Origin of the sequence: Paenibacillus sp. NPDC057967, assembly GCF_042887015.1 — a bacterium.
Classification (GTDB): domain Bacteria; phylum Bacillota; class Bacilli; order Paenibacillales; family Paenibacillaceae; genus Pristimantibacillus.
Genome location: NZ_JBHVQB010000002.1, coordinates 301594 through 325883, shown reverse-complemented (window position 1 = coordinate 325883; position 24290 = coordinate 301594). Strand labels below are relative to the sequence as shown.

Genomic DNA, 24290 nt, shown 5'->3' with positions numbered 1-24290 from the left:
TGATAAACTTTATAATTTATGATATGGGTATATTTTATCATTAATACTAGCTGAGATGAGGAGAAATAGAACATGGGCAAAACAATGAAGGTAGCCATTATGAATACTGTAGGGAGACTGGATTTTGAGCAAAAGCCGATTCCTCAAGTGAAAGACGATGATGTGTTGATCAGATTGGATTATGTCGGAATCTGCGGTTCAGATATGCATCTGTTTGAAAACGGTTTTATTGGAGAAAAGCATGTAACCGATCCGATTGTGCTTGGTCATGAGCCGGGCGGAGTCGTAGAAGCTGTCGGTAAAAATGTAACTGAGCTAAAGCCCGGAGACCGTGTTGCTGTAGAGCCTGGCATCCCTTGCTATAGATGCGATTATTGTAAATCGGGAAAATACAATCTTTGTCCAAAGGTCTATTTCTATGCCTCGCTTCCCGTGCTGGAAGGCTGCTTCGCCGAATACATCGCCCACCCTGCCGACCTATGCTTCAAGCTTCCGGATAACGTAAGCACAATGGAAGGAGCAATGATGGAGCCACTGGCTGTCGGCATGCATGCCGCGCTGCAATCCGGCGCAGAGGTGGGAGCATCTGCCGTCATATTAGGCGCTGGTGCGATCGGACTGTTAACGATGCTTTCTCTAAAGAGCATGGGTGTGCATGATATTACGGTCGTTGATCTTGTGCAGAACCGTCTGGACAAAGCCAAACAATTGGGCTGCGCGCATACTGTCAATGCCAGCGAAGTCAATGCGATTGACACCGTCATGGCGCTTACGAACGGCGAAGGCGCAGATTATGTATTTGAAACAGCCGGCTCCGAAGCAACGATATTGCAATCGGCTAAGCTGACGAAGCGCGGCGGAACAATCGTTCTTGTAGGCTACACCAGCAGCGGCAAAGCGCAAATGCATGTGAACCATATCGTGGACAATGAGATGACCATTAAAACGGTATTCCGCTATCGCAACATCTACCCGAAAGCGATTGAGGCTGTGTCCAAAGGCATTATCCCGCTTAAAGATATTGTTTCCGATATTTTCGAATTTGACCGCATTCAAGAGGGTATGGAGAGAGCGATTCAGCACAAAGACAAGGTTACAAAATGCGTCATCCGCATTCGCTAACCGCATCCCCTCTAACTGCTGCGTCGATTAAAGGAGGTCTTAACTTGGAGAATAACGCAGGCGCCATCGTTGCCGGCGCAGACTTTGGCAGCGATTCAGTAAGAGTCATTATCGTAGAAGGAGCCTCGGGCAAGACCGTCTCGGAAGCATCCTGCGCCTATCCGCGCTGGGCCAAGCGAATGTATTGCAACGACGGCATCAACCAATTCCGGCAGCATCCCCTGGATTATATCGAAGCCTTTACCGCTGCTTTCCGATCCGCGCTGCAGGGTGCAGGCGAGCATGCCGGGGAGCGTCTGCTCAGCATCGGCATTGATACGACCGGCTCAACGCCATGTCCTATCGATGAAGCCGGTGTACCGCTGGCCTTAAAGCCAGAATTCGCAGATAACCCGAATGCGATGTTTCATCTATGGAAAGACCATACCGCCGTTGCGGAAGCTGAAGAAATTAATATGATCTTCTCGACAGCTGATTCTGTGGACTACACGCAATATCAGGGCATCTATTCTTCGGAATGGTTTTGGGCCAAAATACTGCACACGATCAGAATAGATGAACAAGTCAAGCAAGCTGCCTATACATGGATCGAGCATTGCGATTGGTTCGTCAGCTTGCTCACCGGACAGACCGATCCGCTGGCGATGTACCGCTCCTCTTGCGCGGCAGGCCACAAAGCGCTTTGGCATAGCGCCTTTGGCGGCTTGCCGTCAGAAGAATGCCTTAGGCAGCTGGATCCGTATCTCGTACTGGTCAAAGACCGGTACGGCGCGGGACCGCAGCATGCCGATACCGCAATCGGCATCATCTCCAAGGAATGGGCGGCAAGGTTAGGCATCAATGAACAAGCCATCCTGTCCGGCAGCTCGTTTGACGCCCACGCCGGAGCTGTAGGAGCCGGGATACAACCGCGCACTTTGGTGAAGGTTGCAGGCACCTCCACCGTGGATATGATGATTGAGCAGCCGGAGCGCTTGGCGGGCAAAGAAATGAAGCATATATGCGGATTAGCTGAACACTCCATTATTCCCGGATATGTAGGGATTGAAGCCGGACAAGCCGCTTTTGGCGATATTTTTGCATGGTACAAGTCCCTCTTGATGTGGCCGGTCGAGCAAATGATTCAGCAAACGGATATCTTATCCGAAGATCAGAAAAGGCGAATGCAGGAGCAATGCTCCGAGCAGCTGCTGTATCAGCTTGAAAAGGCGGCAAAGGAAATCCCGCTCGCTGCGGCCAATCAACCCGTTGCTCTGGATTGGTTCAACGGCAGACGGTATCCCGTATTAAATGAAGCTGTGAAAGGAACGATTGCAGGACTTCATTTGGGAAGCACCGCCCCTGCTATTTATCAATCGCTGCTGATGTCAGCTATATTTGGCGCGAAACGTATTTTTGACAGCTTCATCGAACACGGTCTGCATATCGACCGCATTATCGTCATTGGCGGCATCGCCAAAAAATCCCCTTACATTATGCAAATGATGAGCGACGTATTGGGCCGGCCGATTATGATCAGCAAGCAGGATCAAGTGTGCGCGAAAGGAGCGGCCATCTATGCCGCTGTTGCAGCCGGCTTATTCTCAACCATCGAGGAAGCGCAGCAGACTTATTGTGAACCTTACGAAGCCGACTATGCTCCAGATCCAGAGAAGCATCAAGCTTACGCCAAGAGATACAAGCAGTATCTGCAACTGGCTCAATCTGTCGAGGAATTTCATCGCATATAAATTACATTCATTAAAGGACGTGCCTATCTGATGACTACTATCGAACAGCTGTCTATTCAATCGCTGCGCAGCTTATCTATTGATATGATCGAACAAGCGAATTCTGGGCATCCTGGCATGCCGCTCGGCTGCGCCCCGATGGCTTATACGCTGTGGACCCAATATATGAACCATAATCCCAAAAATCCGGACTGGTTCAATAGAGACCGCTTTGTCCTGTCGGCCGGTCACGGCTCGAGCCTGCTGTACAGCTTGCTCCATCTATCTGGTTATGCACTATCGATTGAAGATTTGAAGCAATTCCGCCAGTGGCAAAGCAAGACGCCGGGGCATCCGGAATACAAGCATACACCGGGAGTCGATGCGACTACTGGTCCGCTTGGCCAAGGGATAGCTTCCGCGGTAGGCCTTGCTATTGCGGAGCAGCATCTGGCCGCTGTATACAATCAGCCCGAAATGCCTGTTATTGACCACTTTACGTATGCGATTTGTGGTGATGGGGATTTAATGGAGGGTATTTCTTATGAAGCCGCATCGCTCGCAGGACATTTGAAGCTGGGCAAGTTAATTGTGTTGTACGATTCGAATGACATTTCACTCGATGGCGAGCTGCATATGTCGTTCTCCGAAAATGTGGAGCAACGCTTCAATGCCCAAGGCTGGCAATATATCCGGGTAGAGGATGGAAATGACGGGGAACAGATCTCTGAAGCACTGAAGCTTGCGAAAGCCGATCTCACAAAACCGTCTCTCATAGAAATCAAAACGACAATCGGCTTCGGCTCGCCGAATAAAGCCGGCAAATCCGCTTCCCACGGCTCGCCTCTGGGGTCCGATGAAGCCAAATTGACGAAACAGGCGTTGCAGTGGACGCATGAGACTCCTTTTTATGTACCAGAGGAAGTCTACGCGCATTTCCATGCAGAGGTTGCTCAAAAAGGCATCCAGCAAGAGGAAGCCTGGCAGGAGCTGTGGGGAAAATACGCTCTAGCTTATCCGGATCTGGCCAAACAACTTCTGGCGGCCATAGAGAATCATTTCACACTGGACTGGGATAAAGTCCTTCCGGAATATACAGCAGGAAGCTCTGCTGCAAGCCGCGCTGTGTCGGAAGAAATCATCAACGTGCTGGCGAAGGAAGTTCCGGGCATAATAGGCGGATCGGCTGACCTTGCGAGCTCCAATAAAACGATGATTAAGAGAGCGGAGCCATTTTTGCCTGGGTCCTACAACGGGCAAAATATTTGGTTCGGCGTTCGAGAGTTTGCTATGGGCGCGATACTCAACGGCCTCGCCTTGCATGGCGGATTAAAGCCTTATGCCGGTACATTCTTCGTATTCTCCGACTACTTGCGCCCGGCCATTCGCTTAGCAGCTCTCATGGGGTTGCCTGTTACTTACGTCTTTACTCACGATAGTATTGCAGTAGGCGAGGACGGGCCAACGCATGAGCCTATCGAACAGCTGGCCTCCTTGAGAGCCATGCCTAATCTGTCCATCATCCGCCCGGCCGATGCCAATGAAACGATAGCGGCATGGAGATTAGCCGTAGAATCGCAAGACGTCCCTACCGCACTCGTGCTTAGCCGGCAAAATCTGCCTACTATGAAAGATACCCAGCAGATCGCTTTTGAGGGAGTCTCCAAAGGGGCTTACATCATCTCCAGGGCCAATACGGACAAGCCGCAAGCGCTATTGCTCGCAACCGGCTCTGAGGTTCACCTGGCGGTACAAGTCCAACAAGCGCTGGCCGAGGAACAAATCGATACAGCCGTTGTCAGCATGCCATCATGGGACCGCTTCGAAAAACAGAGCGCTGAATATAAACAATCTGTATTGGCCCCTTCCATTAAAAAACGGATTGCTATCGAAATGGCTTCCTCTCTGGGCTGGGAACGCTATGTCGGCGATGAAGGCGAGATTATTGCAATTGACAAATTCGGCGCTTCTGCGCCGGGAGATACAATCATCGAACAGTATGGCTTTAGCGTTAGCCAGATTGCAGGGCGTGTGAAGAAGCTGCTCGATGTCCAATAAACCGGGCAATCGTTATAGAACGCAGCAAAAAAAGTTGCAGACATGATGTCTGCAACTTTTTTATGTGTATCATTACTCTTGCACAATACCATCCGCTCCAAACGTCTCCGCCGCAGCCTTTTTAACCGATTCAAACATGTCCTCCGGAGTGATTTCATTGGCAAGCAAAGCTTGCAATTTAGGGATAATGACCTCCGTCTCTACTTTGATTGCTTTTGCTCCCAGCTCAATTGGAGTATCCGGGCGGGCTGGCGCAGCCTGCTTAAGCAAATGCTCAAGTGCGGCAAAGTTATCCGCATTTTGGATAGACTCCATGCTTTCCGCCGCTTTACGGCCGCTGTCTGTAATATCAGCCAGGAACGACTCATGATTCACAGTGGCTGCAATTTCCCCGCTTGCCAAGAAATAAGCTGCTTTCACCACATTTGCTTTATGCTCATCCGTTGGTTCTTTTTTGCCGCGGAACGTTACGTAGCCGTCAACAGCGGTATGAGATACCGCTTTATGGCCTCCGAAGGAGGGCAACGGCAGAACGACATAATCTACCTTAATGCTATCCTGTACCGCGCTGCCGTCATTCGCATCGATTTTTTTGTTATTGATATTCGCTGAATTCTCGAATGTAGTCATGCCTTTGCCTGTAATCATCGTTTGTCCTGTGAGGAACATATTCCAGCGCTTCCCGGCATCAATCGAGCTTAGCTCCCTCGGCATGGAACCATCGTCAATCATTTCACGAATCGCTTTCAATACGTCAAGGAAATTCGAGCTTGTATAAGCGTACTTGTGATCCTCCGTAAACGGTGAAGGCAAGCCCGCGTTTTTGACCAGTATGGTTAAATAGTCTTTCGATGTGACGCCAGCAGTGGCAAAAACAAAGCCGTAACGGGTTGTTTTTCCATTCTCTTGAACCACGCCTTTTTTGATTGCCTCTCGGAATTGTTCATAAGTCCAGCCTTCTTGCTGCACCTTCTTCCAATCGATCCCGGCAGCCTCCATAACCTGTTTGTTTCCGCCGATGGATTGAACGGACATATACGCCGGAAAACCATATAAGCCATCCCCATTTTTCATATATTCCAAAGGCACCTCGTCGAAGTCCTCCACCATCTCTAGAGTTACAATATCCTTAATGTCCATGAGCATGCCCAGTTGCGCATATTTGGCGACAACATCCGCTCCGATGAAGGCAAGATCGGGAGGGCTTCCCGCATTAACTTGCGTATCGAGCTTCTGGGCCATATCTTCCCAGCTTGCCGGTTCGATTTTCAAGGTCAAATGAGGATACAATTCATTGAACTTTTTTTCCATGGCGTCGAAATTACTTTGAAAGTTGGCAGAGACAGGCGGAAGCAAAGCCGTGATGGTGTCTTTAGCAGGTGCATCCGTTCCCGTGTTGCTGGTGACGGCAGGCTTAGTTGCGCTTGGTGTATCTACGGGAGCCTTCGTTCCACAAGCAGCTAATATCATTCCCATAGATAGCGTTACTGCCAACACGGTTGAAGCAACTTTTCTCTTCATGTTCAAGTTCCTCCCTGTGATATGTTCCTCATCGTACAAATAAAGCGCTTTCAATCAACATCATCTTAAACCGATTGGCAAAAGTTAGTCAATAGTTTTTGAAATATTATTACTTAGTGAAAAATATATTTGAAATTTAAAAACATGAATTCATTGTCTGCTATATAGCGGCATGTTAAGATGGATTACAGGAATGTGCTTACACACACCAAAAAAGAAAGCGGTTCCAAATGATTTGGCAATAACATTTACGAAGACTTGATGCTCTATATCACCCAACCATTCTTTTTTCTGGAGGAGATTACGTATGTCAAAGATTCTTAATGTGATCGTCATTGCAGCGCATCCCGACGAGCCGGAGGAATATGCAGGCGGCACTGCTGCCCTTTATGCCGAGCTTGGTCATCGCGTAAAGTTCCTTACTCTAACTAACGGAGATATTGGGCATTACGACTACAAAGGCCCTGAGCTTGTCAAACGCAGAGGCGAGGAAGCGCTAGTAGCTGCTGAACGTCTGGGCGTTCAAGAATATACCATCTGGAATATATCCGATGGCTGGTTAGTGCCGAGTCCCGAAAACCGCGATAAAGTGATTGAACAGATTCGCGAATGGGACGCAGATGTCGTTATTACGTTCCACGGCCATGGCGGCGGACATTTCGATAATCGCAACGCAGGCCGAATCGTCCGTCAAGCTGCCGAGTATGTAGCGAGCGGCGCTGCTGCGTTCAACAAACAACCGCTATTCCTGCTGATGCCAGACTTCTCCGCGCGATCTATTTATAAAGCTGATCTTGCCATTGATATTTCCTCCGTTCTGGAGAAAAAGCTGCTTGGCTGCGATGCTCACGCCTCCCAGTTCTATGAGCTGGCGCCCTGGCAAAAACGAATCGATCATCTCGTGCCAGAGAGCCTGGAGGACAAAAAAGCCTTTATTCTGAAGTATTGGGCTGATTTCTTCCATGTGTCGGAGGAGATGCTTCCTGCGCTTGAACGCTGGTACGGGAAAGACAAGGCTGCTGCGATTCAATATGCCGAGCCTTACGAGATTGCCGACTACAACTTGCGCGAGTGGAGCGACGAGGACATTAGAGCTTTGGTTCCGATGCTGCAAGCTTAGAGCAATAGATCCTCTTACCTTGAAAAAACGGCAAATCATGATTTCAAGTCATCGCTTGAAATCTGGTTTGCCGTTTTAGTGTGCTTATTTCGACACATATATTCTATATGGATATCTGCTATACTCATTGTTGACAGAATGTTCCCTTAATTCTATAATACACTAAACATATTACAATAGTAGGAAATATATCAACAATTAACTCCATACCTTTTAATTATCCAGAAAAAGGAGAACTCATCCATCATGGCAAATGTTAAAACATTCAAAGCAACTGCGCAACTGCAAGACGGCGTCAAAGTCCTCACCAAAGCAAGACAATTCGAATTGCTCATTGACGAACCACAAAGCCTTGGCGGGACTGATACTGGCATGAATCCCGTTGAAGCTTTGCTTGCCTCCTTGGGCGCATGCCAATCCATCGTGGCACGTGTCTATGCTCCCAAATTCGAGGTGCAGCTTGAGGATTTCCGTGTAGATGTGGAAGGCGAACTCGATCTTGATGGTTTCTTTAACCGTTCTGAAGTCCGTCCCGGCTACTCCGACATCCGATACACCTTCTACATCAAGACAAATTCTCCTCAAGAGAAGGTCGAAGCATTCGTACAATTTCTGGAGAGCAAATGCCCGGTAGGCGATACCATCGCGCACCCGGTCAATCTTAAGCTGAATCGTATCGTTATTGAAAATTAAGACTTACTATAAAAGCCATACCCGCTAACCGGGAATGGCTTTTGTCTTTTATCGTACCTCTTTAGCATCTCACATGTTTGCGCTTGAAGCCGATTTCTTCTTTGTCGATGGCCTTCTGAATACGGTCGGAAGCGTTCAGGAAGTCTTTTTTCTTGCCCTTTTGAACCTCTACCGGTCCAACCTCGCTCGCAATCTCGACCGCTTTCTCATGGAGCGGCACAAAGGATACCCCTACGGTGTAGATGAAATTATTCATCGAGTATTTCGCACGCTCAGGAGCATCGTGGATCGTATCTTTGGCGAGCTCCAGCATACCGGCCAGCTTCTCAGCGGAAAACTCATGATCCTTGCGGTTCCCTAGCAGCCAACAATAGCAGCTCCAGCCTGCAGACCTCTTCAATTCATTATCGCTCGCTATCCACTTATCCGCCACTTGCTGCGCGATATCCGCTTCAGCGAGGGTGACCGAAACGATATAGTCGGAGATCATATAAAAGTAAGCACCCTCGATCCAACGGTCAAAATCCGCTTCCGTCATCACTTTCGGTTCTGCAATAACCCCTGCGAAATACATCGCGTCATAGTTGCCGGTAGCGTAAAGCTGCTCGGCCAAAGGCTGGTTTAATCCCGTTTTTTTCTTGATCGGCTTCATTTGACCGGTTGCTACGCCAAATAACGGCTCATGCGCGCCATTGGACATATACATTTTTTTGAGCCGTTCTTTGCCCAAAACCTCCAGCTCCTGCATAACCATATCCCGATTCATAGATGAGCACTCCCTTTCCTTCAGGCGGAAACCGCAGCTCATGCGCCGACACCTTTACTCATAATCCTATATTACCGCCAACGTAAAATCAAAACGGCGAAAATACCTACTGCGACTTTTCATATTCCATACACAAGTATTACGGAATAAAAGATGCGATTACACGATGAAGGTGAAAAACATTAGCTGCAATCAAGCTCATCCCAAATGGCATATTCCCCATAGCCCAGAAACTCGCGCGCTTCCAGAACTTCCCGTCCTCGGATGATGATTTCAATGCCGTCTTCGAACGCCCACTCCATCCCGGCCAAAATACTCGCTCCGAATACGGTATCGTTCCGATCATAAGGATTTCTGTACAAATAAACGTCGCTAACGGAAAGAAAACGCAAAATATCCTGGCCTCGGGCATCCGGCAGCCCGTCCGCGCACCCCATATCCGGATAATCGGCCAATATGCCGTCTTTCCATGCGCATAATTTTTGGCATAATTCGTGAATCGTATCATCCGGGAGGCCGTTCAAGTCATGTTCAATATACGACTCCGCTTCCTCTAAGCTCATATCTTCATTGCGAAAATGGTACTCCGCCCGTTCACGGGTTAGAACAAACGCTCCAAATCCCGAGGTTGCCTCTCCGTGTGAGGCGTAAACATCTTCCTCTATTCCAACGTGCTCCAGATGAAAGGTTCTGCTGATGGAAATCCCCTCCGAACAAGTATTGAATCTGCTGATTTCGTTTGAACATGGTTACAATGAGCCAAATGAAAACCATCCAATGCGATTTTTCACATCCAATGGACCGTTTATGCTTGAACTGACGCGGATGTATATGAAAAATCACACCTATTTTGATTTCGAGAAAATTATATACCATTTTTTTGTCTTAGCAAGTCATATTCGAGATGCTTAAGCTCGGCGTCGTTTGTCATGAACAAATAATCGTAAGAAGAGATAAAAAATTCGTTAAAGACGCCTTAACGCAAAAAAGAAACCGTTCTTGAGTAAATATGGAGGTACCCCCTTCCATTTACGAAAAGAACAGTTTCTTTGTCCATTCAATTACAGCCGCTAACTTGGGCTTGTTATATATTTCGGCTTCAACGGCATCTTACACGTCGGCAGCAACGCGAAAACCGCAATTTCCCGTAGAGCTGTCCGGCGTATTGGAGCTTCTGGCCGCAAGCCGGTAACGATTGCAATATGACCGGTGGCAGAGGTAGGAGCCGCCGCGCATTGATTTCCTGCCGGTCTCTTGCGAATATAACGGATTCAGATTCGTCGTCTGCCTGTGATAGCCGGGACTGAACCAATCCGCACACCATTCCCACACATTCCCGGAAAGATTGTACAGACCGTATCCGTTAGGCTCATAGGCATGCACCGGCGCTGTGCCGATATAACCGTCGGAGGCGTTATTTTTGACCGGAAACTTGCCCTGCCATATATTGCACATATGGCTCCCGTCCGGCTTAAGCAGGTCGCCCCATGGATAGGTTTTGCGTGCCAGACCGCCCCTGGCCGCATATTCCCACTCCGCCTCGGTAGGCAACCTTGTTCCCGACCACTTGCAATACGCATTCGCATCATTCCAGGAAATATGGACAACAGGGTGGGCCATCCGATCCTCGATCGAAGAGTCCTTGCCTTCAGGCTTTGCCCAGTACGCGCCTTCAACAACCAGCCACCATGGAACCTCTTGCGGGACACCCTTCACTTGCTCGCGAATTTTTTCGGACGCAAGCAAATGGAAAACATAGGACCAGCCGAAGCTCTCTGCTTCCGTAACATAACCCGTAGCTGCAACGAATGCTTGAAACTCGGCATTCGTTACGGCGTAAGGCGAGATGCGGAATGAATGAACGGTTACTTTACGCACCGGCCCCTCTCCGTCTGACCGGAAACCCTCGGCTGAATCCGTCCCCATGTCGAAGGCGCCGCCTTCGATACGTACTAATCTATCTGCCGCTTTCAACTTATCGGAAGCCGACAGCTCTGAAATCGGCGCTGCTCGTCCCGCTTGATGCAAGTCCTCTGAACCTCTTGATGCCGCGCAGCAAGACTTCATATGCTCCACAATGCTTTCCCCTTTCGATTATTCTTTTAGATAGTTAGATTATATCATCTTATTTTCTTTTTGGTATTAACTTTTTTATTTTCGTGTATTCCCAGCGAACAAGCTTCCCCGATAACGACTAAATTTCAAAACCCAACCTTATCATCCACCCAAAAAACAAAACTTTATTCCATTTTGGAATTTAGTTGTTATAATAGAGGGTAGAGAGACATGGAGGTAGAACGGAATGACATTACAACAACTTAGAATGCTCTTCCCATTATTCTGGACTTTTTTCCGAATCGGTCCAGCCACATTCGGAGGCGGATATGCCATGATTTCCTTGATCGAGCACGAAACCGTCACGAAGCGCGGATGGCTTGACGAGCAAGAGCTTAGCGATCTGGTGTCGATAGCAGGATCGGCTCCAGGCGGTGTCGGTGTTAACGCCGCCGCTTTTATCGGTTATCGGCTGGCCGGTATCGCAGGGGCGGTCATCTCCATTATTGGAATTACATTGCCTACTTTCCTCATCGTATTGGGGCTGAGCTATCTGTATGTCCATATGGACGGCAATCCAAAAGTCGTCGCAGCAATGCAGGGGATTCAAGCGGCTGTTATCGCCTTGATTGCCAGCGCCGCATATCGAATGGCGAAGACTTCCCTGTTCGACCTCTCCACCATTATGATTGCCATTGCGACCTTGCTTGTGCTGATCTTTACAGAAATCAATCCTATCTATGCCATTCTGGCAGGACTGCTTATCGGAATAATTAACATTACAGCCAAGATGTACTTGGGATTAAAGGTTACCACCGAGAAAGCAACACCACAAAAACAAGAGGACAGAGATTATCTCGAATATTATATATAGAGATGACGCAATCCAATTGCCTTGTACATTACATTTAGATTAGAGGAGATACTATGCTGCTGAAATTATTTCTGTTTTTCCTCAAAATTGGCTTCATCTCATTCGGCGGCGGTTATGCGGTTATTCCTATGATTCAACATCAAATGAGCTCGCAAGCCTGGCTAACGGACAGTGAATTCCAGGAAATCGTCACTCTTGCCAGTATGGCCCCAGGCTCTATCGCCACGAACAGCGCTACGTTGATCGGATTTCAAATTGCGGGAACCGCAGGAGCAATTGCTTCCACAACAGGAATCATTATGCCGTCTTTAATCATCATGGTCCTCATTGCGGCATTTTTCTATAAGTTTCATAACAATCAATGGGTGAAGGCCGCATTCTATGGACTACGGCCGATCATTGTCGCACTAATCGCATATGCGGCCATCCATTTGGGTCTCCAGACAGGGAAAGCCCCCGCTCCAAGCTGGGTGACAATGATGACTTTCGTCATTTGCGGCGCCTCCGTCTTCGCCTTGATCAAATACAAAGTACATCCTTTCACCGTTATTGTTGCCGCGGGAATTGCCGGTATCCTATTATTCTGATGGCTATATTTTAATCAAATTGGATATACGTTATAATGATCTCAATTATAAGTACGTTGATACGGAAAATGGGGATCGAACGTGGAAAAACAACGGAAGAACGCATTCGTTTCACCTAAGAGTGCTATTTATAATGAAATAGCGGAGCAGGGAATTTTGTCGAAGGCGGAATTGCTTTCGGCTTTTAAGCTTACGAACAGCACACTGACGCGCTTACTCGACGAAATGGTGCAAGAAGGATTGCTCGTCACATCCGGACTTGGCCCATCAAGCGGAGGACGCCGGCCTATTCTCTATGAAATAAATAGTAATTACGGCTACTTCTTCGGCCTGGAATTGTCGAGGCGAACCTCTTCTCTCGGCTTCTTCGATATGAAGATGAATCCGAAATCGTTCACGCGCTGGCGCATGGACGAAGCGATGACGCCTGAACAGCTTACCAAGCATGTCGCTCAGAATATTCGCTCCATCTTGAATGACCATCAGCTCGAACGGCGGCAAGTAGTCGGAATCGGAATTGGAGCCGTTGGTCCGTTGGAGCGCTCAGCAGGAACGATTCTTCGCCCACTGAATTTCCCGGCAAGCGGCTGGACGAATGTGCCTATCTGCGAGATGATTGCCGAGGCAACTGGCATTCCCGCGGCGCTTGAGAACGGCGCAAATGCAGCGCTGATCGGAGAGCAATGGGCAATGCGCGAGAACAACCTGCAGCATATGCTCTATGTCCATGCCGGTGTCGGGCTCCGGTCGGCCATGATGTCGAACGGACAAATCGTGCACGGCTCCATCGATATGGAAGGCACGATCGGCCAAATGATCATTCAGACAGACGGGCCGCGTCTGCAGGATTACGGCAATTACGGAGCGCTTGAAGCATATGTGTCTGTGCAAGCTTTGGAGAAGCAGGCACGAGGCGATGCTAAGCTTGGTCTCAATAACTTGCCCCAACGCTATAAAATGGATCCCGGACGAATCAGTTTCGATACGCTATTGCAGGCCTTAGCGCAAAATGACGCCTACGTCACTCAGCTCTTCATGAAGTCCGCCACCTACTTTGGGATTGGACTAGCTAATTTGATCAACGTCTTTCATCCCGAAAAAATCATTCTTGGCGGCGCTCTTGTCAATGCTTACGAGCCATTCTATCAATCAGCTATTCAAGTCGCGCTGAAACACAGCTATTACTACCCCGAGTATCTTCCTTCATTCTCCAAAGGGGTACTGAAGGAAGATACCGTTGCCACAGGAGCCGCGCTTGTCGTAAGAAAAAGCATGGAGCTGTAAAACATGAAAGAGGAACGTCTGGTTAAACGCAAACCGGGACGAACGTCTCATCTGGCATCAGCACCCCATTCCAGGCTTGTCCTATAATAGATTGGACATTCGCGTCACAAGTCCTGTCTCTCCCGCTATTTCTCAGCATCAAAAAGCGCCTTGCAGACGGATCTGCAAGGCGCTCTGATCCGGGAGCATGTCCCGGATCAATCGAACAACACTACTTAATCAACCATAATGCCGGTACGATAGAAGGTTCCCAGCCCGTCATGGAAGTATGTGCTTGACGGCACACGTACGTTACGCCTCCATAAGTCACTTCGTCCCCGATCCTATACGATACACCCGGAGCCCAAGGGGTAGTCGGCTGCGACGAACCGGAATCCGTCGTTACGGTTACCGCATTGCTTGCTGCGGACCGATTGCCTGCGGCGTCTACCGCTCTAACGGTGAACGTATAGGCTGTACTAGCTGTTAAGCCGGTGATCGTAGCTGAAGTACTCGTGACTGTGGCCGCTAACGAGCTTCCTCTGTATACTTCATAAGCTGTGACGCCCACGTTGTCGGTTGATGCATTCCAGCTAAGCGATACGCTTGTGCTGGTCTTGCCCGTGGATATTAGATTGCCAGGCACGGTCGGGGCTTGCGTATCACCGCCGCCGCTGCCGGTGCTGAATTGAATCGTTGTACTGGCTGTACTAGGCTGATAGCCTGAAAGGGTAGTATCGGCCGAAAGTTGATAAGTGCCCAGCGCTGTCTGCGCGTTGGAGGCTACCGTCCAGGCTGCTACACCCGAGCTGTTCGTTGTAGCCGAGCTGGTTACGGTTGTACCGTTGGGACGGGTCAACGTAAAGTTGACCGAAGCGCCTTGCAGCACATTGCCTTGCTGGTTCGTCACTCTTGCTGTGATATTGATATTGTCCCCGCGTTGGTATACGGCTTTGTCCGTCTGGACTGTTGTAGCGGTTACCTGGCCAGGCTGTGGCGTACCGCCTGCCGCCAATACGGCAGCATGCGCATCAACAATGCCATACCCATACTGATTGGCGCTTCCGGCAGGCTGTGCTGTATTCCTGAGAATCGTTCTGGCAGCAGCAGGAGTAAGATTCGGATTGACCGATTTCATTAGTCCTAATACGCCGGCCACATGAGGAGTTGCCATCGAGGTGCCGGACATGCTTCTATATTGGCCGTTCGGAGAGGTGCTATAGATGTTCGACCCGGGAGCCATCACATCAATACCCGCTCCATAATTGGAGAAGCTTGATCGAGCCCTGCTCGAAGTAACGGAGCCAACTGCGATCGAGCCGCTGTAAGCCGCCGGATAAGAGATGCTGGAAACCCCATCATTGCCAGTAGCCGCTACAACGATTGAGCCCAGACTGACTGCCGTTTGAATCGCCTCATCCATCCCGCGTTCATAACCGCCGCCGCCCAGCGACATGTTGATCACATCTGCTCTATTATTAGCGGCGTGAAGAATGCCTTGTTGGATGCCATACATCGAACCATTGCCGCTGTCGTTAAGCACTTTGACTGGAATCAGGGTTGCGTTCTGCATGACGCCTGATACCGGTCCATAACTGGCGATTGTTCCCGCCACATGAGTGCCGTGTCCATGACGGTCGAGTGTGGTGTTGTCCACAAAGCTGCGGCCGAGGCTAGTGTTCACCAGATTACTCAAGCTCGGATGGTTGCTGTCAATGCCTGTGTCAAGCACAGCCATCCGCACCGAGCTTGATCCCGTCGTAATTCCCCAAGCTTGCGATACCTTGATCATGTCATAATGCCAGCGTTGGTTGTTGTGAATCGCTTGAACGGTAACATCTTGCACGGCTGCCGTTTCAAGCGCGTACATTTTGCGATTTTCCGAGATATACCGGACATGTAAACCGAGGTTCTCTAATGTGGCTTTTAATGCATGTTTTGCAGAGTCAATAGTAGCGTAATCGTTGACGGAATACTCGACCAGATAGACCAAGCCCATCTTTTCTATTGCTGTAGCCTTGACATCGCTATCGAGCGACTGTACCGAGAAGGTCCCGGCTTCCTGGCCGAACAGTGAATCCTTAATGGCAAAGCCGTCCTGCGCAAGCGAAGACGCATGCATTAAGGTATCATCCGTGCTTTGAATCGAATAGGCATCGGACTGCTCCGCAATCGACACCACGAGCTGGCCTTCAATATAATCAGTCGTGTCCCCTTGTGCAGAGCTGCCAAACGATACCCCTGTAAATAGAGTGGCTACTAACATCATAGAGACTAACATGGAGCTTATAAACTTCTTCATCTTTAAACCCTCCTCATGGAATAAATACGATCCAGTTGTGCTGGTTTCTCGTTTACAACATGATGAATAGAGTTCGTAATCATAATATGAAAGCGTATTCAAAACAGGATGCGAATTGCCCAACCACCTTCTTTCCTCTCTATTTCCCTGCTTTAACAGCCTCCTTCCCTTCTTAATAGCATTAAATTATTTGGGATTTAGTCTAAATATTCCCAAACAAGTCTATTCTATCATCACTCCTTCGAAAATGTAAATTGCTATTTATTGGGATGATTTACTTATCTTTAAATCTATGAAAAATGACGGTACAGGGATTGCCCCTGTGCCGCCATTATTCCATACATTCTATTCCGTTCTTAATAGACTAGCCCTGGATCATATACCCGCTCTGCGGGCGATCTCGCCCATTCGATTCTTGCTCTCATGCATGATGCGCTCTTCGTCGAGCGTCAGCACCTCGCGGTTTTTCATGACGATTTTCCCGTCAATAATGGCATCCTCCACATCTCGCGGCGTTACCGACTCCACAATCGTGTTGATCAGGATGCGCGACGGGGTAATGTGAGGCTGATCGATATCGATCAGAATCAAGTCGGCTTTCTTGCCGGCTTCGACGGTACCGATCTCATCCGCAAGCTGAAGCGCGGCGGCTCCGCCGGTCGTAATCATCTTAAGCAGCTCCTGCACGGGAACGACCCTAGGATCGAATACAGGGAGCCCCCAGTAGGCATGCATGCCGGAGCGGAAAACCCGCATCTCGTCGAACATGCTGAGGTTCGAGCCGGACGCGCCATCACTGCCCATGCCGATCGGCATCCCCATCTCGATCATGCGCGGCGTTTTCGGAAAACCATGCGAATTGAAGTTGGCGCGCGGGCAGTGGACAATGTTCACGCCATACTGCTGCAGCAGCGTCAGCTCCCGTTCAGAGTAAACAACGTTATGCGCGGTCAGCAAATTCGGTCCGAGTGCGCCGAGCGACTCCAGGTACTCGACCGGGCGCTTCTTGTACCGCTCCAGGCAGTACCGCACCTCGTCGCGGTGCTCGGCCAAATGCATATGCAGCCCCGTGCCGTATTCACGGGCTTTCTCCGCCGCAGCTTGAATCAATTCGGGCGAACACGACATGACCTGGCGGATGCCGAACCAGATCTGGATTCGGCCATCTCCTGCTCCATGATATTCGCGGTGCAGCCACTCATTATTATCGATGATTGTCTCCAGCGGCTGCTTCATCGTATCCGGCAAAAAATCGCCAATATCGATACTAGACCGCGTAATAGCCGCTCTCATCCCGGACTGAACAGCCGCTTCGGCGACCTTGTGCATATGCACGCCGCCGGCGTCGGCAAAAGAGGTCGTACCGGATTTGATCATCTCCAGACAGCTCATCTCCGCACTGACGCGGACATCGTCTTCGGTCAGGTTGCTTTCGAACGGAACGAGAATGCGCGACCAGATCATCGGAAGCTCGTCCATCGTTTGGCCTTTAAGCAACTGCTGGCATGTATGCGTATGAGCGTCCACCAGTCCGGGCATGCACAGCTTCCCTTTGCCGTTCAGCGTGTCGGCAGGCTCATATTTGGCTGCCAGCTCATCATTCGGCCCGATTTCGACAATATGCGTTCCGTCGATTGCAATGGCGCAGTTCTCGACGATTTCAAAGCCGGGCGTCATAACGCTGCAATGTTTGATTAACAAACTACATTTCATGTTATCACCTTATTTCCTTCTTGTTGCATCATTTTACGCCGCCTTCGGTTAGGCCTCTGACGATATACTTCTGGAAGAACAGCACCAGCAGCAGTACGGGCAAGCTGCCGACGATACCAGCTGGGAACATGATTTCGTAAGCGACTCTGTCTTCTCCTATAAACTCCGCCATCCGAACGGACAGCGTCTTCACATTCATATTCGTCATCGCGCTGGCGAATAAAAATTCGTTCCATGCTCCCATGAATACGAATATACCCGTCGTAACCAGGCCTCCCATCGAAAGCGGCAGCACGATTTTCCGAATGACCTGCAAGCGCGAGCAGCCGTCCAGCTTGGCTGCTTCTTCAATCTCATAAGGAATCGCGATGATAAAGGAACGGAACATCCACACGACGTAAGGCAACGAAAAACTGATATAAGTCAAAATTAAGCCCTGATGTGTATACAGCAATCCCGTTAGCTTCATAATCATAAACAGCGGAATAAGCAAAGCCATATGCGGAAGCATTTGCGATGCGAGCACGGTTAAAAAGAATGCGTTTTTGCGCGGAAATTGAAACCGCGCAAACGCGTATGCGCCAAGACATCCTATGGTTAAGGAAATGGCAGTCGTAAAGCTAGAGACGATCAAGCTGTTCAGCATAGCGGAAGTAAACGATTTTTCCTGCAGCAACTGAATGTAATATTTGAATGTCCATTTGCTGGGCCATAGCTCCGGAGGATTGCTGAACAGATCAAGCGGCAGCTTGAAGCTCGACAGCAGCAGCCACAGCATGGGAAACAGGATAAAGATCATCAGTGCAATCGAGATCATGATCTGAACCGTTTTCTTTGCATACTTCACGCTCAATAACATCCCCTCGTTTGTGTAATGGGCAAATTACTTTTTGCCGATCATAGCCAATATTTTGGCCTCGCCCTCTTGGAGCGCCTGCTCAGGCGTTACTTTGCCAAGTACGGCTGCCAAGATGTTGCGGGATAGCTCGTCTGTAATTTTCGTTGCATCCTCGTGACGGAACAAACCGAACGGATACTGCATTTGCTCCGGAAGCAGGGCGTAATGCGGATATTTGGCCAGCAGCTCGGCGTCCTTCACCACTTCAACGTCACTTGGGATTTTACCGTTAGCAAGCGACATTTTCTTTTGCTGATCGGCATTGGTTACGAATTTGATATATTCCATAGCCCACTCTTTATTTTTCGAGGAAGCCGGAATCGCCAGACCCCCGGTCTCGCCGTAGGAAGCGGTTTTCAACTTCCCGCCCGGAATGAGCGCTACGTCCATTTGACCGACAACCTTCGATTTATCCTCGTCGTTTGCCATCGGCAGCGTTTGCGGCGTGTTCATGTTCATGGCGATAGCGCCTTGCGTCAATACTTCTGTCATCGCGCCAGAGCTCGTAAATTCCTTCGATAGCGGGCTCATGATATTGTGCTTCAGGTTCATATCGGCCATCATCTGCAACGCGGCTACGCCTTCTGGACTGTTGAAGGTCGGACGGTCGTTCTCATAATCCCAGAATTCCCCGCCGCCCGAGCGCAAATGAACGATAAAGCTGGAATAAGACACGATACCGCCCCAAGTTTCCGCATACGGAGACACTTTATCGTCTTTGATTTCTTTGGCGACCGTGATCAGCTCGTCCCAAGTTTTAGGAGGGTCCTTGATCAGCGTCTTGTTATAGTAGAACTGCCATAGCCATACGTAACGAGGAACCGCATACTGTTTTCCTTGGTAGGTCATCGCTTCCATTGTTTGCGGGTTCAGCCGTGTTTTCATATCGTCAGTGATGTAAGAATCCAGCGGCTCCAGGAAGCCTTTCGAAGCGAACTCAGTCGCCCAGTCGTCACGGACATGTACGACATCGTACTCGCTGCTGTTGGCCATGAAATTGACGAATACTTTATCGTGCAGTTGCATGAAAGGCACCGTTTCGTACTTGACCTTAATGCCGGTAGCTTCGGTAAACTCTTCGTTTTGCTGCTTCCAGAACGGCTCATCCAGGTACAGGACGGTAATTTCCTTGTTTTCCTCTTTATCGGCTCCTTCGGTCGCTTTACCGCCCTTATTATCGGCAGGTGCGCCGCAAGCCGCCAGCATAGAAGCCAGCAATACACAGATGATTCCTAATTTCATCCATCTCACATTTTTTTTCTTCATGATTTTTTCCCCCTGTTGGTTTAATCGTTTTTGCCAATCGTTTTTAAATAAATAACAGTAAAAAGCAACGTACAAAGCGTTATGAAAAACGCCAGCGCCGAGCCATAACCCATGTCGAAGTTACGGAAAGCCTGCTCATACGCATACACGTTCAACACCATGGTCTTGTCCAGCGGACCGCCTTGCGTCAGCACCCATATCAGGTCGAAGGCGCGCAGAGCCCACATCGTCTCCATAACGAACAGCACCATCAGAACCGGCTTCAGAGAAGGAAGCGTAATGTGGAAAAACCGCTGGATCGTCCCTGCGCCGTCCACTTGACCTGCGTCATACAGCTCCTTGGAGATGGTCTGCATACCGGCAAGCAGGATGAGCGCTGCAAAAGGAACGCTTTTCCAAATATCGGCGATAATAACGGCACCAAGCGCCGTCGATCCTTCAGCCAGCCACGATTTATATTCGTCAATCAGACCAAGCTTCACCATCAGCTCGTTAATGATCCCGTTGCTGCCGTTGTACATCCATTTCCACATGAGGCCGTTGACAACATTCGACAATGCCCATGGGATAAGGAATACTTTCTTGAAAAATTCACCGCCCCATATGCCGTGAAAAATAGTAAGGGCGATGCCGAAGGCGACGAGCAAAGTGCCTATGACTTTAGCCGCCGTAAATAAAAATGTTTGCAGCAGCACACTCGGAATGCGCACATCCTGCAGCAGCTTTGCATAATTATCAAAGCCGATAAAGGTGAAATGGGCGCGGCCTGCGGCGAAATCCATTTTCGCAAATGAAAGAAACAAAGCGTACGCCATCGGGAACAAGATGGTCATTGCCAGCACGATTAACGTTGGCGTCAGATAGACACCGGCCGCGGCCGAATCCGACATCCGGTCAAAGCGGCTCAGCCAGCCCGTAGGCCCGGGTGTCTTGCGATGCTTGCTCATGCGGGGTTGTCCTCCTTTTAGATGCTGAATGCTTGATCAATCCTGCCCAGAAAATCGGAGACAAACCGCTCCGCATCAACTCCCATGCATACCTGCGTATTCGGACCGGCGGGAGACTCCCGGTAAATGTCCTCCACCGTGCGGCCCAGCGCATCGTCATCCAGATCCACGGTAATATGCATCGGCACTGTCTGCACCAGATCCGGGAAGGCGGCCACACCGACGGCCAACGGGTCATGCAGCGCACAGCCTTGCAAATACGGATGATATTTCTTGTAAGCCTGCAAATAATATTCTGTAAAGCTCGCGAAGAATAGGCTGCTCTCCGTGTTCTTCTCCCGCCACTTCTCGGCAGCTTCTTGCCGCAGTACCGTCTTTCTTGTCACATCGAGCCCGACCAGTGTAATGGGCAGCTCGGAGGAGAAGACGATGCGGGCTGCATGAGGGTCAATAATGATGTTCGCTTCCGCGAACTTTGTTACATTGCCGGGCGCAGCGACCGCGCCGCCCATCGTGATGACGCGCCCGAGCTTGCCGACAATGTCGGGCGCCTTCTGGATCGCCAGCGCCAGATTCGTCAGCGGCGCTGTCGTCACCAGCGTCAAATCGCTTCCATACTTGCGCGTTTGCTCGATAATGAAGTCGACGGCATGCATGTCTTCAGCGCTCCGCTTCGGTTCGCGGCGAGCAACGTCGCCAAGCCCGTCATTGCCGTGAAACGTGCCGCTGTAGACGCGGCTTCGGACGAGAGGCCTCTCTGCACCGCGGAATACTGGCGCGTCGCACTTCAGCAGCTCGAGTACATACAATGTGTTGCGCACGGAATGATCGACGGGAGCCATGCCGTAAGTCGTCGTGACGCCAAGCAGCTCGAGCTCGGGCATTGCGCAGGCGTAGGCGATAGCCAGCGCATCGTCGATACCCGTATCCATATCCAAAATCACTTTGCCCACTAGATGTCCTCCTTCGCTGCCGCCGGATATCCGCAGGTGATCCGGCATTCTTCTGTACGGTATGAATAGTGTTCCATTCGAATCCGAATGGAAATCATTCACACGGTTTATGACAAAAAAAACTAGTCGTTCTGATATGCGGAACATCGTTCTTCCTAATGGTTAAAAAAATTAGACTCCTCCGAGTCTAGCGGATATGAGCTCCGCCGCATTCTGGCATTGCTGCAGCAGCTGATCCGTAATTTTGTTCATGCGGAATTCGAGTCCCGATATCGACAAACCCGCTATCACTTGGCCCATATGGTCTCTAATAGGAACGGCAATTCCCATGCCGCCGAGCGAGAAGTCGTTTGCGGAAATACAGTAGCCCTGTTCTCTAATCGTCTGCAGGTGATCAAGCAGCTCCGACGGGTCTACGATCGTATAATCCGTGTACTTTTGCAAACCATTTGATATAATTTTGTTAATCTTGTCGGGCGAAAGATTAGCCAGCAATATCTTGGTAGTGGCTCCCGCATGCAAGGATACTCTTTTGCCGAGAGGCGACGTATATCGCACGCTCTGCGGACTCTCGACCTTCTCAATACAAATGCCCTCGTACCCGTCGACGATCATAAGCATAACGGTTTCGCTAGAGCTTGCACACAAATCCTCCATGATCGGCTTGGCGATCGTACGAAGACTCATCCGGTCAGACACGATCGTTCCCAGCTCGAACAGCTTGATGCCGAGTGAATATTTCTGTGTAATCGGACTTTTGCTGACAAAGCCGCGATTCTCCAGAGTGACCAGCATCCGGTGAACGACGCTTTTGTACAAGCCCAATTGCTCGCTAAGCTCGGTGACTCCCCATTCCGGCTTGTCTGCATTGAAGCATTCAAGCAAGCGCAGTATGCGGTCCCCGGTTTCTAAAATAGCGGTTTTCTTCCCCTTGTTCTCCATCATAACATTACCTTTCGTTCCGCAAATAAGAACGGCGTTCTTTTATCATAAAAACTTAATTTCATTATATCTCAGTTTATGTAAAACGCAATCATTTTTATGGAATTCCTCCATAAGAAAAAACTACGGCTATCCTTTTAAAAAAAGGAAACCGTAGTCGTATAGCTGGCCAAGCCTTCAAGAGATTCCTTCCGCTTCCATCGCAAAATCTGACAGATTCACCGCAAATCCTTCATGCAAGCGGGAATGCTCAGCCGCAAAGGCCATCAGATGACTTTGCAGAGAAGCAGTTGCGGACGTCAAGCCGTGGGACGGGTTAAGCTCGAACTGGCGGACGTCGCGCAGGAACGAATTCACCATCCGCTCATCTCCGCCGCCATGGCCGTCCCCTTCCACATGGCAGCGAATCTCTACTTGCTCGCCTGTCGCATAACGGAACAGCGTAAAGAACCCCTTGTCCATATCTCCGATAATTTCGCCATGCGTTCCCATGATTTGAACCCGGCGAGTGCCGCTTTGCGTCAGTCCCGACATGATGAAGGAAGCGTTCGCGCCGCTCTCAAAGGCCAAATTGACCACCTGATGATCCACCACATTGTTGTCGCAGCGGTAGACGCAGCGTCCGAACGGACCTTCCTTCAGCGCCTTCATAATTCCCTCTTGCGACAGATCGCTCGTCATATAACGCGCCCATGGGTGATGCGGAGGCTGAATATACATCTTCATCGCCGAGAATGGACATTCCCTCTCCACTGCGCATCCATCGATGCACCTAAGCGTCGAGCCTTCCGGTGCGTTCTCTTCCCGGAAATGCAGCAAGGAGCCGTACGAGCTCACACTCGTGCAGGGCTGATCCATCAGCCAGGAGATGATGTCCAGGTCATGGGAGGACTTCGCCAATATCATGGGGCTGGTCTCTTCCGAATTGCGCCAATTCCCTCGCACATAGCTATGCGTCATATGGTGATAACCGACATTTTCGGTTAATTGAATCGTCCCGACGGTGCCAAGCTCTCCATCCTGAATGCACTTCTTGATCCCCGACCAAAACGGAGAGTACCTAAGCACATGCGTCACCACCAACAGCCTCTGATGACGAAGCGATGCCTGTTCAAGCCGGATGCACTCCGCCAAGGAAGGCGACATCGGCTTCTCCAGCATCACATGATAGCCTAGCTCCATTGCTTTCATAGCCGGCACATAATGCATCCGGTCAAGCGTGCATATAATCATGACGTCCGCCATGCGGCCTTGATCGAATGCCTTCTCCCAGGAATCATACACAAATTCCGGCGGAATCGCATGAATCTCCGCGAATTGGGTTCTGCGCTCCTCATCCGGCTCGGCCACCGCCACGATCTTCAGCTCATTCGGAAACTTCTCTGCATAAGGCCCATAAATGTATCTTCCTCTGCTGCCTGCGCCAAGCAATACAGCCGTTAATGTTTTCAAGTCTATTCCCCCTCTTAGCCCATCTGTACTTCCCATTGTAAAAGGAGGC

The 24290-nt window shown here is 49.9% G+C and carries 20 protein-coding genes; 8 read left to right on the top strand and 12 right to left on the bottom strand.

Going from position 1 to position 24290, the window contains the following annotated elements; genetic code table 11:
• Window positions 1–72: 72 nt before the first annotated feature.
• Genes ACFVSO_RS05955 through tkt form a run of 3 tightly spaced genes read left to right on the top strand, consistent with a single transcriptional unit; the run spans window position 73 to window position 4889 of the window.
• A complete protein-coding gene (locus ACFVSO_RS05955; RefSeq protein ID WP_387471095.1) occupies window positions 73–1122 on the top strand; it encodes an NAD(P)-dependent alcohol dehydrogenase in 1050 nt (349 codons plus the stop codon).
• 44 nt (window positions 1123–1166) lie between these two features.
• Window positions 1167–2852, top strand: a complete 1686-nt coding sequence (locus tag ACFVSO_RS05950; RefSeq protein ID WP_387471093.1) for a ribulokinase — start codon at window positions 1167–1169, stop codon at window positions 2850–2852.
• A 30-nt stretch (window positions 2853–2882) separates the two neighbouring features.
• Window positions 2883–4889, top strand: coding sequence for a transketolase (tkt, locus tag ACFVSO_RS05945; protein ID WP_387471091.1), 2007 nt, complete (start codon window positions 2883–2885; stop codon window positions 4887–4889).
• Between the two features lie 72 nt (window positions 4890–4961).
• Here the strand turns inward: tkt and ACFVSO_RS05940 are convergent, their stop codons facing one another.
• A complete protein-coding gene (locus ACFVSO_RS05940) occupies window positions 4962–6410 on the bottom strand; it encodes an ABC transporter substrate-binding protein (protein WP_387471089.1) in 1449 nt (482 codons plus the stop codon).
• A gap of 307 nt (window positions 6411–6717) precedes the next feature.
• Here ACFVSO_RS05940 and ACFVSO_RS05935 point away from each other — a divergent pair, with 307 nt between their 5' ends.
• Together ACFVSO_RS05935 and ACFVSO_RS05930 are read left to right on the top strand one after the other, a co-directional pair.
• Window positions 6718–7530: a PIG-L deacetylase family protein gene (locus tag ACFVSO_RS05935; protein ID WP_387471087.1), complete on the top strand. Its 813-nt coding sequence runs from the start codon at window positions 6718–6720 to the stop codon at window positions 7528–7530.
• A gap of 246 nt (window positions 7531–7776) precedes the next feature.
• Window positions 7777–8223 (top strand): OsmC family protein, encoded by a 447-nt coding sequence (locus ACFVSO_RS05930; RefSeq protein WP_387471085.1) that lies wholly within the window; start codon window positions 7777–7779, stop codon window positions 8221–8223.
• A gap of 61 nt (window positions 8224–8284) precedes the next feature.
• Here ACFVSO_RS05930 and ACFVSO_RS05925 read toward each other — a convergent pair whose 3' ends face one another.
• The 3 genes from ACFVSO_RS05925 to ACFVSO_RS05915 form a co-directional block, all read right to left on the bottom strand.
• A complete protein-coding gene (locus ACFVSO_RS05925) occupies window positions 8285–8989 on the bottom strand; it encodes a DNA alkylation repair protein (protein ID WP_387471083.1) in 705 nt (234 codons plus the stop codon).
• Between the two features lie 182 nt (window positions 8990–9171).
• Window positions 9172–9552: a hypothetical protein gene (locus ACFVSO_RS05920; RefSeq protein WP_387471081.1), complete on the bottom strand. Its 381-nt coding sequence runs from the start codon at window positions 9550–9552 to the stop codon at window positions 9172–9174.
• A gap of 547 nt (window positions 9553–10099) precedes the next feature.
• The gene (locus tag ACFVSO_RS05915) at window positions 10100–10990 is read right to left on the bottom strand and encodes a formylglycine-generating enzyme family protein (protein WP_483875063.1); all 891 of its coding nucleotides are present in this window, start codon (window positions 10988–10990) and stop codon (window positions 10100–10102) included.
• A gap of 301 nt (window positions 10991–11291) precedes the next feature.
• On the opposite strand from ACFVSO_RS05915, the gene ACFVSO_RS05910 reads away from it, so the two are divergent.
• From ACFVSO_RS05910 to ACFVSO_RS05900, 3 genes are all read left to right on the top strand, one after another.
• Window positions 11292–11918, top strand: a complete 627-nt coding sequence (locus ACFVSO_RS05910) for a chromate transporter (protein ID WP_387471079.1) — start codon at window positions 11292–11294, stop codon at window positions 11916–11918.
• Window positions 11919–11971: 53 nt separating this feature from the next.
• A complete protein-coding gene (locus ACFVSO_RS05905; protein ID WP_387471077.1) occupies window positions 11972–12505 on the top strand; it encodes a chromate transporter in 534 nt (177 codons plus the stop codon).
• 81 nt (window positions 12506–12586) lie between these two features.
• Window positions 12587–13789: an ROK family transcriptional regulator gene (locus ACFVSO_RS05900; RefSeq protein WP_387471075.1), complete on the top strand. Its 1203-nt coding sequence runs from the start codon at window positions 12587–12589 to the stop codon at window positions 13787–13789.
• Between the two features lie 211 nt (window positions 13790–14000).
• Here the strand turns inward: ACFVSO_RS05900 and ACFVSO_RS05895 are convergent, their stop codons facing one another.
• From ACFVSO_RS05895 to ACFVSO_RS05860, 8 genes are all read right to left on the bottom strand, one after another.
• Window positions 14001–16070, bottom strand: coding sequence for a S8 family serine peptidase (locus tag ACFVSO_RS05895; RefSeq protein ID WP_387471073.1), 2070 nt, complete (start codon window positions 16068–16070; stop codon window positions 14001–14003).
• Between the two features lie 375 nt (window positions 16071–16445).
• Window positions 16446–17783: an amidohydrolase family protein gene (locus ACFVSO_RS05890; protein ID WP_387471071.1), complete on the bottom strand. Its 1338-nt coding sequence runs from the start codon at window positions 17781–17783 to the stop codon at window positions 16446–16448.
• Window positions 17784–17811: 28 nt separating this feature from the next.
• Window positions 17812–18630 carry a carbohydrate ABC transporter permease gene (locus tag ACFVSO_RS05885; RefSeq protein WP_387471069.1) on the bottom strand — a complete coding sequence of 273 codons (819 nt, stop codon included), beginning with the start codon at window positions 18628–18630 and terminating at the stop codon, window positions 17812–17814.
• 36 nt (window positions 18631–18666) lie between these two features.
• Entirely contained in the window at window positions 18667–19947 is a 1281-nt protein-coding gene (locus tag ACFVSO_RS05880) for an ABC transporter substrate-binding protein (protein ID WP_387471067.1), read from the bottom strand.
• A 20-nt stretch (window positions 19948–19967) separates the two neighbouring features.
• On the bottom strand, window positions 19968–20894 hold the full coding sequence (locus ACFVSO_RS05875; protein ID WP_387471065.1) for a carbohydrate ABC transporter permease: 927 nt from the start codon (window positions 20892–20894) through the stop codon (window positions 19968–19970).
• 17 nt (window positions 20895–20911) lie between these two features.
• Window positions 20912–21847 (bottom strand): nucleoside hydrolase, encoded by a 936-nt coding sequence (locus ACFVSO_RS05870; RefSeq protein WP_387471063.1) that lies wholly within the window; start codon window positions 21845–21847, stop codon window positions 20912–20914.
• Window positions 21848–22018: 171 nt separating this feature from the next.
• Entirely contained in the window at window positions 22019–22792 is a 774-nt protein-coding gene (locus ACFVSO_RS05865) for an IclR family transcriptional regulator (RefSeq protein WP_387471061.1), read from the bottom strand.
• A gap of 174 nt (window positions 22793–22966) precedes the next feature.
• Window positions 22967–24241: a Gfo/Idh/MocA family protein gene (locus ACFVSO_RS05860; protein WP_387471059.1), complete on the bottom strand. Its 1275-nt coding sequence runs from the start codon at window positions 24239–24241 to the stop codon at window positions 22967–22969.
• Between the last annotated feature and the right edge of the window lie 49 nt (window positions 24242–24290).